The sequence below is a fragment of the Stieleria sp. genome (genome assembly GCF_041595215.1).
GTDB classification, from domain to species: domain Bacteria; phylum Planctomycetota; class Planctomycetia; order Pirellulales; family Pirellulaceae; genus Stieleria; species Stieleria magnilauensis.
The window spans coordinates 1-12,240 of record NZ_JBFHKV010000124.1 but is presented as its reverse complement, the minus strand read 5'-3'; the positions used below and the strand labels follow the sequence as shown (position 1 = coordinate 12,240).

The window sequence follows — 12,240 nt, the reverse complement described above, 5'->3', positions numbered from 1 at the left end:
ACCGCTTCGGCAGGACTGGGCAAGTTGGGCGTCCCGGTCAAGTCTTGGACAATCACCAAGACGGCCAAAAACACCATCGCCAACAGGTCGGTCGATGCGATCCGGGTGGCCAAACTGGCCAGCAGTCCGAGCGAAACGGCGAGCGATAACCAGGCTTCCCAGATCATGGACCGGCTGACAATGGGGTGGAACGACGGGGAAAGGGAACAGGCGGAGAAGTGAAACGATAGTCACTCAGACGCCCGATGTTCAGATGGGGTTCGGATTCGCCTCCCGCCAGGGGCGAGCGGAAAAGGGGTCAGGCACCAAAAACCAAATGGCCCAAGGGTGCTTCGCATTTTTGGTACCTGCCCCCTTTTCCGAACATTCGACAACACACTAGCGAAGCAGCCGGCGCAACAGCAACGGGGCCACCACCACGGCAAATCCGGCCGGGATCAACCCCACCAAGACGCTCGATGCCCCAGCTCCGACCAGCAGAATCGTCGGGATCCAGCCGCTGAGGAATCCGCAGACGGCCCCAAACTTGTTGATCGATCTGCGATCCCAATGCGGCGTTCCCGCCGGTCTCAGGCCACTGGCGAACAAAAAACAAACCGGCACCAAGATCGCCGAGCCGACGCCGGCGATGACCAGCCCGGCGGCCGTCGCAAATGCAACCGCCCAAAGAAGCGGCAGCACATCGGTACCGAATTCCGACATCCCACCGAACAACTGGATCGATCCGACGGCGACCGCCGAGAGCACGATCCCGAACAGTCCGCCCGAGCCCGTCACGGCGGCGATGACCGAGAGAATGATGCGAAGATTCGAGAACTCCGCGGCCCCCGATGTCGCCTCGTCAAAGTCGACCGAACCGAGATGGGAGGTCGGAGCAAACGGGTTCAGCGGGGGCGGTTGGCCATCAAGATCGTTCATCGCACTTCAATGCCGGCGTAAAACGGCAGGCCGCATCCATCGCCGACTATCTGGCAGTGGGACCATCGTTACAATCGTACCTGACACCGACGAAGGTCGCCACCATCGCACCCATCGATTGACCTCGCCCCTGACCGCCAGCAATGACTTCCAACGAGAAAACCTCCCCCATCGACGCATTGCGGGCTCAGTACGAAGAGCTCGCCGAACTCGCCGGATCGCTCGCCCACGAGATCAAGAATCCGTTGTCGGTGATTCACATGAACATCGACCTGCTGAGCGAAGATTTGGCCGATTGGAACTCGCCGCAAAGCCGACGGTCGATCGAACGGGTCAATATCGTGCGTGAACAGTGCGAGCGGATGCAGGGCTTGCTGCGCGATTTCCTGCGTTACGCTCGGCTCAGAGACATCGATCTGGTTTCCGGATCACTGAACGATCAAGTCGATACCGTGCTCCGCGCTTACAAGGCCGAAGCGGCTCAGCGGGGCATCGAGATCAAACGTTATTTGGACAGCGATCTGCCGTCGATCGCGCTGCACAGCGACTCGCTGCAAGCCGCCCTGATGAATCTGGTCAAAAACGCGCTCGAAGCGACCGGACGCGGCGGACAGCTGTTGGCGCGAACCTATTCCACACAGACCAGCGTCGCCTTGGATCTGATCGACAGCGGTCGCGGGGTGGACAACAACACCATCATGCACATGTTCGAACCGTTCTACACGACCAAGGAAGGCGGCAGCGGACTGGGATTGCCGACCGCACGGAAAATCATCGAAGCCCACGGCGGCCGCATCAGCGTGCAAAGCGAAGTCGGACGGGGAACCAAGTTCACGCTCGAGTTCCCCGTGCTCAAACGGATCGTCTAACACGCTGCTCGCGTCGGTGGAGCGTGACTCGACACGATGAACGCGATGCGGGTTTCGAAACGGGAACAATCCCGACATTCGGCACGACCGGTTCGATCGGACAGCGGCCGAACGACTTGCGCAACACCGCCGCTTGTTTCTTCGGTCCGCTGAAATAGTTTGATTTTCCGACCCGCGTGATTGATTTGTGACCTAGCGCGGCGCGACATCCATCTGCTACCGACGACCCAGAGCGTTTCCATGTCCCTGACGATCCCTCGCCCCCGGCCGCTTTCGTTTCGTTCGGTGATCTGGATCGCCGTCTTCGCACTCTCGATCGCCCCGCTGCTGATGCTCTCCGCTTCCAGCGTCTCGGCACAGACCGACGAATCGAGCGACGTCGAGACGAAAGTCGATGCAGACGCCGAGTCACCATCGGATGCGTTGGTGATCGAAGACGCCCAGACCTCGTTGATCAAGAACGCATTCATCGCCGCGCCGCTGCCGGGCGTCGTTTCGTCGGTCGACGTGCAGGAAGGCGATCAGGTGCAAGTCGATGCGGTGCTGATCCGTTTGCAAGAAGACTTGGCGGAAAAAGAATTGGTCGCCGCCAAAGCCGCTTTGGACGCCGCTCGCTTGGAAAGCGACAACGACGTCAACTTGCGATACGCCAAACGGACCTTGCAAGTCCGCGAGCATGAGATGCAGCAGAGCCGATTGGCCAACCAAGCCTATCCGGGTGCGGTCAGCGATTTTGAGCTGGAGGAAATCCGCTTGAAGGTCGATCAGGCTGCGTTGGCGATCGAGCAAGCTCAACACGAATTGATGGTCGCTGCCGCCGCCGCGGTTGAAAAACAAGCCGCCGTTTCGATCGCACAGACTCGGCTGGAGCAACACACCGTGCGGACGCGTGTCGAAGGCATGGTCGCGGAAATCGACGTTCAACCCGGCGAGTGGGTCGAAGCCGGCGAGCCGATCGTCCGCATCCTTTCGCTGGACCCGATTCGCGTCGAAGGCTTTGTCGACGGCAAGAAGCACGGCCCGCAACTGGTCGGACGCGCCGTCCAATTCACGCCCGCCGGAGCAAACGACGGCGAGCCCCTTCGCGGCCGCGTCACCTTCGTCTCCCCCGAAATGCACCCCGTCACCGGCCAAGTCCGCCTCTGGGCAACCGTCGACAACCCCGACGGAAAGATCGGCTCCGGCGCCTCGGGCGCGCTGGTCGTGGAGTAGGGATAGGTTTCAGGTTTCAGGTTTCAGGTTTCAGGTTTCAGGTTTCAGGTTTCAGGTTTCAAGTTTCAAGTTTCAAGTTTCAAGTTTTCAGTTTTCAGTTTTCAGTTTTCAGTTTTGAGATTTTCCTGTCACCCATTTTCTTGTCTTCCCACAGCATCCCCCACCCACCCGTTTTTCCGCCACCTCCTTCCCCCACCCCTCCAGACGCGTTGCAACATCTCCTTCGTTGACGGACAATCGACCGCATTGAATTGTCCGGATGTCTCGAACCGCAACGAAGCCTGAGATGAACCCACCGCCTCCCGCCGCGCCTGCCCGATTGAGTGCCGGTTCGATGGTTGTTTCCGCCGTCCGCTACAACTGGCGGACGTCGTTGGCGGTCGCGTTGGGGGTCGCCATCGCGACCGCGGTGATCGTCGGCGCCTTGCTGGTCGGCGATTCGATGCGAGGCAGTCTGCGTGGTTTGACGGTCGAACGACTGGGCAAGATCGATTCAGTGCTCGCCCCCGGCGGATTTTTTTCCGCCGAGAACGCAGCGACGACCCTGGGCGTGGATCCCTCGCAATTGGCGACGGTGTTGTTGTTCGACCGCGCGGTGATTGAAACCGTCGGATCGGCCGACTCGCGCCGTGCCGGTGCGGTCCAGACGATCGGATGTGACGAGTCGTTCTGGGATCTGGACGTTTCCGGCATCGCGCCGAAGACGATGCCGGGTGATGACACCATCGTCTTGACCGAAGCGTTGGCGGTCGAACTGGGCGTTCAAATCGGAGACCAGGTCACGGTGCGTTTACCGGTCGAACAGGCGGTGCCGGCGGACAGCCCGCTCGGTCGGCGTGACGTTCAAACCGAGGGAATCCCGCGGCTGACGGTGGTCGACATTCTGCCCGATCGCGGGTTGGCGCGGTTCTCACTTTCGCCGGCCCAAGCGGCGCCGAAGAACGTGTTCCTGTCGCGGGATGTCATCGGCGAAGTCCTGGAGCGTGAAGGACAAACAAACATCGCGTTGGCGTCGGTCACGATCGATCCCGAAAAGATTCACGTGGGACTGTCGGACTTGGGGCTGCAACTGGAACGGGTCACCAAGACCTTTCAAGACAAGACGATTTTTGATTACTACAGCCTCACCAGCGATCGCTTGATGCTCGACGACACCGCAGTCGAAGCCATCACCGCTGCATTGCCGACCGGCTCGGTGACACCGGCGATGACCTACCTGGCCAACGCCATCGAAACACTCGATGACCGCGGAGAAGCATCCGCGACGGTGACCTACAGCACGATCACGGCGATCGATTCGTCGCCCGAGTTGCCACTGGATTTCGGCGAATCAGATCCGGCAAACGACGTCGTCCCGATGGTCATCAACTCCTGGACCGCCGAACGTCTCGGGGTCGACGTGGGTGCCAGTCTTCGGATCGCCTACTTCGAACCGGAAGTCGAAAACGGGAAGGAAATCGAGCGCACGTTTCAGGCCGTCGTCAGCGGGATCGTGCCGATCACCGAGCCGGCCAGACGTTATTTCCGCAGCCGTCCGGCGGTGTTTGACCGTGAACCGACGCGCTACAACGATCCGAATTTGACCCCCACGGTCCCCGGCGTGACCGATCAAGATTCGATGAGTGATTGGGACACGCCGTTCGAATTGACCCGCGACGTGCCGGCCGCAGACGATGACTATTGGAAGAACCACCGGCTGACTCCCAAGGCGTTCATTCCGCTGGCCGATGGGCGACGCTTGTTCGGCAGCCGGTTCGGTGAAACGACCGGCTTGCGAATCGATCCGGCGGTTGCCGCTGACGTCGATGCGTTGCGAACACAGATCGTCGCGGCGCTGCAACCCGTCTTGCCCGAACTCGGTTGGCACCCGCGTCCGATCCGCGCAGATCAACTGGCCGCGTCCAAAGGCACCACGCCGTTTGATGGGCTCTTTCTGGCGCTCAGCTGTTTCGTGATCTTTTCGGCCGTGATGTTGATCGCGATGTTGTTCCGTTTGGGCCTGGTCCGCCGCGGCCGTGAACTGGGAACTTTGATGGCGATCGGATTGCAGCGCAAACAGGTCTCACGTTTGTTCCTCGGCGAAGGCGTGGTGATTGCGTTGATCGGCGTGTTGCTGGGGGTTGCCGGCGGGATCGGCTACGCCCATGCGGTCTTGGCGGCGCTGCGGACCTACTGGGTCGGCGCGGTCACCGTTCCCTTTCTGACGTTCCATGCGACGCCGCAAAGTCTTGTCGGCGGCGGGTTGATCGGATTGTTGATCGGAGCGGGCACGTTGTGGTGGACGCTGCGATCGATGCTGAACAACCAGGCCGTCACATTGTTGCGCGGCGCGGACGCATCGGATGAAGTCCAGGCGGAGAAAGACGTCAGTTCGTGGCCGCGTCGGATTGCGATCGGGTTGTTCGTGATGGCGATCGGCGCGGGAATCGCAGGGGCGATGTCGGGCGGCCAAACCGCCGCCGGCGGATTCGTCGGGGGTGGCATGTTGTTGTTGATCGCCATCCTGATGCTCGTCTATGAAGGGCTGCGCAAATCCAAACGCGATCACGATTCCGCCCCCGGCTATTCACTCGGCCGACTGGCCCGCAGCAATTCGACGCGGGCGCCGCTGCGGAGCACGTTGACGATCGGATTGATGGCGACCGCGTCGTTTTTGATCGTCGCGATCACCGCGTTTCGGTTGCAACCGTCCGATGAAGGCACCGGCGGGTTTGACCTGGTCGCCGAGACCGCCCAGCCGTTGTACGAAGACCTGGCCGACCCCGACGTTCAAAGGGGGCTGTTGGGAAACGACGCCGAACTCGTCTCGTCGGCGACGATTGTTTCGCTGCGTGTCCGCAGCGGGCAGGACGCCAGTTGCAACAATCTCTACCAAGCCACCGAGCCGACCGTGCTGGGCGTGCCCGATCAGGCCGCCGAATCACTCGGCAAATTTCGCTTCTACGCCTCGGCCGCTCCTGACGCCGAAGGCCAAACGGCGTGGTCGCTACTCGGCCGCAAAGCGAGTGGCAGCGAAGACGATCCGATTCCGATGATCGTCGATCAGAACACGGCGATGTGGAGCCTGCAGATGATCAAGGGGATCGGGGAACGTAAGGCGTTTCTCTATGACAACCGCACGATTCACTTCGAGGTTGTCGGGTTGCTCGAAAACTCCCTGTTGCAAGGTCGGCTGATCGTGGGGGAGGCCAATTTCGAAGCCTCGTTTCCGGAGATCAGCGGTTATCGCTACGTGTTGATCAACACCGATGAACAAGACTCCGACGCGATTGCTTCAGCCATGGAAACCCGATTGGGCGACATCGGTTTTGATGTTTCGGATGCCCGCCAAGTGCTCAGCGGCATGATGGCGGTTCAGAACACGTACCTGAGGACGTTCCAAAGCCTGGGCGGACTGGGGCTGTTGTTGGGCACCGTCGGGTTGGCGATCGCACAATTGCGCAATGTACTCGAGCGCCGCAACGAGCTTGCCGTGATGCGGGCGATCGGGTTCACCCAAGTCCGCTTGGCGGCGATGGTGATGGGCGAAACCGCGTCCCTGTTGTTGATCGGCATCGGTTGCGGTGTGGCCTGTGCGGTCGTCGCGGTGCTGCCCCATGCCCTGACGGGCGGGGTGCGGCCACCGATCCTCGAACCGATCGTCGTGGTGCTCGCGATCGTCGTCTTCGGACTCCTCGCGGGACTGGTGGCGGCGATGAAGGTCGTCCGGATGCCGCTGTTGCAATCGTTGAGGGGAACGTGAGAGGAACCGTGTTGGACCCTGCGATGTTGCTGGCCTTGGATGAGGCGTTTTTACTGGGGGCCGAATCAGGCGTGATCGGTCCCAGTTTTCGGACCTGGGAGTTTTCCAGTCCGACGGTCGTGTTGGGGCGATCGTCCAAGGTGGATCGCGAGACCGACCGCGAGCACTGTGATCGCCACGGCATCGGGATCTATCGCCGCTGCAGCGGAGGGGCATCGATCGTCGGCGGGCCGGGTTGTCTGATGTACAGTGTCGTGCTGTCGCTGGAGCATTCGCCCCATCTCGCCAAAATCGACGAAGCCCACACGTTTGTGATGCAGCGTGTGCTGGCGGCGGCACAACGTCAGCTGCCCGAGATCCGGCTGCAGGGGATTTGCGATTTGACCTGGCGGAACCGCAAGTTTTCCGGCAATGCGTTGCGGGTCACACGAAGCCACGTGCTCTACCACGGCACCGTGTTATACGCGGCCGATTTGGAAAACGTGGCGCGGTGCTTGGATTTCGCACCGCGCCAGCCCGACTATCGCGACGGCCGTGACCACCAGTCCTTTCTCACCAATGTTCCGCTGGACCCTGCGATGCTGGCCGATGACTTGGCCGCACAGTTCGATTTCGCCGAACGGTTCGAGCCGCTGCCGGACCAGATCCCCGACCCCATCCTGGCGCGAGCGGTTGAGCTGGTGTCAAAACGTTACAGTTGCGAAGACTGGCGTTTCCGGCACTGAAATTTCGTCCGGTCGACGACAAGTTTTGGCATTGTCCCCTTTGTCACCCGAGTAGACTAACATGTGGGGCCGTTGTGGTCGGAGGCGTTGGCCTGTCGCTCGCCGCTTGCCGTTCTCGGCCCACCCAAGCCACGTCTTGCCCCCTGACACGTCGGCCCGGTTCGGCGGTCGACGCCCCGCAAGACCGCATGCGTTGGAACATGTTCATGGCTGAAATTTGGATGGGAGCGGAACCATTTGGCGAAACCAGGGTTTCAACAGATGGCCCCCTTCTCGCATCCGGCTTGTGTGCTTTGACATCCCGCCCCCAAAGACATCCTGCCCTCCGTTTCTACGGTTTTCTAATGAAATTGAACCCGCGCCCCGCTGAGAGCACGTCGTTTTCCCGTTTTTCGCCACTGCGTCCGCGTCGAGGCGGTGCACTTGGAGCCGTCGTCGCCTGTTTGGTGGTTGCCGGAATTCTCGGTGGAATCGTATACGCGCTGTTCTATGGCAACGGCGAAGGGAGCAAGTCCGGCGAGCTGATCACGGCAAACGTCGTCAAGGGCCCGTTCGATCACATCGTGCTCGAACAAGGTGAAATCGAGAGCAGCAGCAACATTGCCGTGGTTTGCTTGGTCAAGTCGCGGGGCAGCGGCACCGGCGGCACCTCGATCCTGTGGGTGATCGATGAGGGCGCGCGAGTGGAGAAAGGCGACAAGTTGGTCGAGCTGGATTCGTCTCAACTGGAACAGACACTCAACGAAGACAAGATTCGCGTGATCGCGGCCGAAGCGAACGTGACGACCGCCAAGGCCCAGGTCGAGCAAGCCAAAATCGCCCGCCAGGAATACCTGGAAGGCGTCTACATGACCGACGAACGTGCGATCCAAAATGAAAAACTGATCGCCGAACAAGACCTGGTCAAAGCCCAAAAGGCGCTTGAAAGCAGCCAGCGATTGGTCGCCAAGGGGCTGATCAAGTCGCTGCAGCTCGATGCCGACAAGTTCGCCGTCGCCAAGGCTCGCAATGAACTCGAAGCCGCCGAGGGCCGGCTACGTGTGCTCCAGAACCTGACCAAGAAAAAGATGCTGGTCCAGTTCGATAGCGATATCGAATCTGCCCAGGCCCAGTTGACCGCCTACGAAAGCGAGCTGCTGGAACAGCAGATTCAATTGGCCGACACCAAAGAACAGATCAAAAATTGCATCCTGACGGCTCCGGCGTCTGGCGTCGTGGTGCACGCCAACAAATACAGCAGCCGCGGTGGGAACGCCGAGTTTGTGGTCGAAGCCGGGGCGTCGGTCCGAGAACGCCAGGAGATCATCTATCTGCCCGACCCCACCAAGATGCAGGTCAAAAGCAAAGTCAACGAGTCACGAATCACGCTGATCCGCGAAGGCATGGCGGTCAAGATCTCCGTCTCGTCGATTCCCGGGCTGACCCTCAAAGGCCGGGTGACGAAGGTCAATCGCTATGCCGAACCGAGTAGCTTTACCAGCTCGGGCATCAAGGAATACGCCGTGTTGATCGACATCTTGAATCCCCCCGAAAACATCCGCACCGGGATGACCGCGGAAGTGCAGATCTTCGTCCAGCAACTCGAAGACGCAATTCAGATGCCCATCCAAGGGCTCTACGAACACGACAACCGTATGTTCGCGTTGGTCAAAGAAGGACCGGAGTCGTTCCGAACGACCAAAGTCTCCATCGGTGCAACCAATGACACGATGGCAACGATTGAAGAAGGCCTGAAGGAAGGCGAATCAGTGGTACTCAATCTGCGTCAGCACCTGGACTTGATGGAGCTGCCCGAAGTCTCCGCCGACGACAACAGCGAAATGCGTGAGATCGCCGATGTCGACCCCAATGCCAAACCCATCAAGATCGAAGACGGACCGACAGACGGTGGTGGTGGTGGACGCAAAGGCGGCGGCCCCGGCGGTGCGGGACGCGCCGGTGGCGGTGGCCCCGGTGGCGCAGGACGTGGCGGCGGCGGCGGCGGCGGTGGCCGTCCCGACCCGGCGACGATCGTTGCCCGCATGATGGAAAGCGGCGACAAAGACGGCGACGGGACGATTTCCGCGGAGGAACTCAGTTCGATCGACGCCAACTTCCGTGACCGCATCTCCGCCGCCGATAGCGACGGCGACGGTGCCGTCACCCGCGATGAGATCATGACAATGATCCGCCAGCGGGCGGGAGGTTGATCCGGACATGTCGATGACTGATGCCTACCGGTCCTCCGAGGCCGATCCGAGTGCGGGCGCGACCACGCCCAAACGCCTGGCCACTTCGATTCGCAACCTGCAAAAGCACTACGTGCTCCGAAGTGAAACCGTTAAAGCGCTGCGAGGCGTTTCGTTTGACGTTCCCGAAGGCGATTACGTCGCCATCATGGGACCGTCGGGAAGCGGAAAAAGTACGCTGCTCAACTTGCTCGGTTGCCTGGACAAACCGACCAAGGGGTCGCTGATGCTCGGCGACGATGACATCGCCAAGATGACTGACGATGAACTCGCCGAGATCCGTTCCCAACGGATCGGGTTCGTGTTTCAATCGTACAACCTGATCCAACAGCTCAGTGTCGTCGAGAACATTCAGGTGCCGCTGTATTACCAAGGCAACATCGGAGCCAAGGAACGCGCCCGTTCGATCGAACTGGCCGAACGCGTCGGCTTGGGTGATCGCCTGGATCACCGGCCCACGCAATTATCCGGTGGACAGCAGCAACGCGTCGCGATCGCTCGCTCGCTGGTCAACGACCCGTACTTTGTGCTCGCCGACGAACCGACCGGAAACCTGGACTCCGTTACCACCGAAGAAATCCTGACGATTTTCGATCAGCTCAACGAGGAAGGCCGAACCATTATTTTGGTCACCCACGAAGACTTCGTTGCCGCGCGGGCGAAACGTGTCGTGCGATTGAAAGACGGAAAATTGCACAAAGACGAAATCAACACGGAAGACTCCCGCAATGCCGCTCGCGATTTCCAACGCAAGCATGTCGAGCAACTGTTGAAAGAGGGCGACCGTTAAGATGATTTGGCTCCGCACGCTTCGACTCGGGGTCAAAAGCCTCGCGCTCCACCCGCTCCGCAGCGGATTGACCATGCTCGGCATCTTGATCGGTGTTTGGGCCGTCATCCTGTTGACCGCGGTCAGCCAGGGTGCCAGCGATCAAGTTCAGAAACAAATTGAATCGCTCGGTGCGAACACGATCATTGTTCGCAGCCAAAAACCGCCGGAAGAAAAACTGGCCGCCGGCGGGTTCGCCAGTCAGTACGGTCTGCTGCGACGCGACCTGGACACCATTCTGGCCAGCGTTCCGACGATCAAGACCGCCGTGCCGATCCGCGAGATCCGGCGTCAATTCGCGTTTCGTGATCGCACCATCGACGGACGTCTGGTCGGTTGCACGCCCGGCTACGCCGACGTCAACACGCTGGCCATTCGAAACCGCGGCGGCCGTTTCTTGAGTGATGCCGATGGCATTCTCGCCGATACCGTGTGCGTCATTTCCGCCGGCGTCGCCGAACGGTTGTTCCCTTTCGAAGACCCGCTGGGGAAACGCGTTTACATTCCCGAAAGCAAGGATTACTACCGCGTCGTCGGTGTCTTGGAACCCCGCAATCCCTCCGCGGCCATCGGCGGATCGCTCGATTCACAGGATTTTTCGTCTGACGTTTACGTGCCGATCCAAACGATTCGCAGCCGTGTCGGCGACCGCATCGTGACCCGCCGGAGTGGACAGTTCCAAATCGAAATCATGGAACTCAATCAGATCACCTTGCAAGTCGGCAGCGTCGACGAGGTGCGTTCCAGTGCGGCGATGATCGAACGTTTGCTGGATCGAAACCATGCCAAGATGGGCGACGTTGCCGTCGTCTTTCCGCTGGAACTGCTCGAACAGGCACGGAATTTGAGATTGATGTTTTTGGGCATCGGAATCTTGATCGCCTGTATCTCGCTGATCGTCGGCGGGATTGGGATCATGAACATCATGTTGGCCAGCGTCACCGAACGAACACGCGAAATCGGAATTCGCCGGGCGTTGGGCGCCAAACGTGTCGACATCGTGCGTCAGTTCCTGGTCGAGACGTTGGTGCTCAGTTTCTGCGGCGCCGCGCTCGGCATCCTGCTCGGGTTTCTCGGCCCGGCGATGTACGAGGGCATGATCTATATCGTCCGCGAAGGATTCCCGGACAAGTTCGCCGCCCTGCCCGATGCGATTCGCGAAGCCAAACCGACGATCGTTTATGAAACGATTCCGTTGGCAGTCCTGATCGCCGTCCTGGTCGGCTTGGTCAGCGGGTTGTACCCCGCCATCCGAGCGGCGCGGATGAACCCGATCGAAGCCCTGCGGCACGAGTAGGACAGCCCGAGGTTGCTCGCTCCACATCGTGGAGGAGCCTGCCGCACGTGGTTGTCGAACGCTTCGTCCAGATTAGATTTCGGGTTGCGATTGCGGAGCGGAAAAGGGGCACCGTTGAGCCCACGGATAGCTGCGCGAACCCACGGATTTCTTGCTTCCCATCATCCGTGGGTTCGCGCTGCCATCCGTGGGTATTTCTTCCGAGGGTTGTCGCTGGCACGACCAACAAGCAACCAGGCGGTTCCCAGACGTGCCGCGGTGCTCATCTCCGTCGAGTGCACCGTCCAGATTTGGATTTAGGGTTACGTTTATCGAACGAAAAAGGGATCACCACTGAGCCCACGGATAGCAGCGCGAACCCACGGATTTTTTTCACCGTGTCATCCGTGGGTTCGCGCTGCCATCGGTGGGTGTTCTTTT

At 60.3% G+C, this 12,240-nt stretch carries 8 protein-coding genes; 7 read left to right on the top strand and 1 reads right to left on the bottom strand.

What is annotated here, in order from left to right; translation table 11 throughout:
- Positions 1-378 precede the first annotated feature (378 nt).
- Positions 379-918 carry a hypothetical protein gene (locus ABX749_RS07250; RefSeq protein WP_372895383.1) on the bottom strand — a complete coding sequence of 180 codons (540 nt, stop codon included), beginning with the start codon at positions 916-918 and terminating at the stop codon, positions 379-381.
- Between the two features lie 143 nt (positions 919-1,061).
- Here ABX749_RS07250 and ABX749_RS07245 point away from each other — a divergent pair, with 143 nt between their 5' ends.
- The 7 genes from ABX749_RS07245 (at position 1,062) to ABX749_RS07215 (ending at position 11,820) form a co-directional block, all read left to right on the top strand.
- Positions 1,062-1,787: a nitrogen regulation protein NR(II) gene (locus ABX749_RS07245; RefSeq protein ID WP_145212416.1), complete on the top strand. Its 726-nt coding sequence runs from the start codon at positions 1,062-1,064 to the stop codon at positions 1,785-1,787.
- A 240-nt stretch (positions 1,788-2,027) separates the two neighbouring features.
- The gene (locus ABX749_RS07240) at positions 2,028-2,999 is read left to right on the top strand and encodes an HlyD family efflux transporter periplasmic adaptor subunit (RefSeq protein ID WP_372895382.1); all 972 of its coding nucleotides are present in this window, start codon (positions 2,028-2,030) and stop codon (positions 2,997-2,999) included.
- Between the two features lie 286 nt (positions 3,000-3,285).
- Positions 3,286-6,741, top strand: a complete 3,456-nt coding sequence (locus ABX749_RS07235; RefSeq protein ID WP_372895381.1) for an ABC transporter permease — start codon at positions 3,286-3,288, stop codon at positions 6,739-6,741.
- 8 nt (positions 6,742-6,749) lie between these two features.
- Positions 6,750-7,466 carry a biotin/lipoate A/B protein ligase family protein gene (locus tag ABX749_RS07230; RefSeq protein ID WP_372895380.1) on the top strand — a complete coding sequence of 239 codons (717 nt, stop codon included), beginning with the start codon at positions 6,750-6,752 and terminating at the stop codon, positions 7,464-7,466.
- 344 nt (positions 7,467-7,810) lie between these two features.
- The gene (locus ABX749_RS07225) at positions 7,811-9,655 is read left to right on the top strand and encodes an efflux RND transporter periplasmic adaptor subunit (protein WP_372895379.1); all 1,845 of its coding nucleotides are present in this window, start codon (positions 7,811-7,813) and stop codon (positions 9,653-9,655) included.
- Between the two features lie 7 nt (positions 9,656-9,662).
- On the top strand, positions 9,663-10,484 hold the full coding sequence (locus ABX749_RS07220; protein ID WP_372895378.1) for an ABC transporter ATP-binding protein: 822 nt from the start codon (positions 9,663-9,665) through the stop codon (positions 10,482-10,484).
- 1 nt (position 10,485) lies between these two features.
- Positions 10,486-11,820, top strand: coding sequence for an ABC transporter permease (locus ABX749_RS07215; protein ID WP_145212428.1), 1,335 nt, complete (start codon positions 10,486-10,488; stop codon positions 11,818-11,820).
- Positions 11,821-12,240 lie beyond the last annotated feature (420 nt).

Bases quoted from the DNA above. Each gene is read 5' to 3' on its own strand.
- ABX749_RS07220 (WP_372895378.1), top strand. From the start codon at position 9,663: ATGTCGATGACTGATGCCTACCGGTCCTCCGAGGCCGATCCGAGTGCG.
- ABX749_RS07235 (WP_372895381.1), top strand. From the start codon at position 3,286: ATGAACCCACCGCCTCCCGCCGCGCCTGCCCGATTGAGTGCCGGTTCG.
- ABX749_RS07225 (WP_372895379.1), top strand. From the start codon at position 7,811: ATGAAATTGAACCCGCGCCCCGCTGAGAGCACGTCGTTTTCCCGTTTT.
- ABX749_RS07245 (WP_145212416.1), top strand. From the start codon at position 1,062: ATGACTTCCAACGAGAAAACCTCCCCCATCGACGCATTGCGGGCTCAG.
- ABX749_RS07240 (WP_372895382.1), top strand. From the start codon at position 2,028: ATGTCCCTGACGATCCCTCGCCCCCGGCCGCTTTCGTTTCGTTCGGTG.
- ABX749_RS07215 (WP_145212428.1), top strand. From the start codon at position 10,486: ATGATTTGGCTCCGCACGCTTCGACTCGGGGTCAAAAGCCTCGCGCTC.
- ABX749_RS07250 (WP_372895383.1), bottom strand. From the start codon at position 918: ATGAACGATCTTGATGGCCAACCGCCCCCGCTGAACCCGTTTGCTCCG.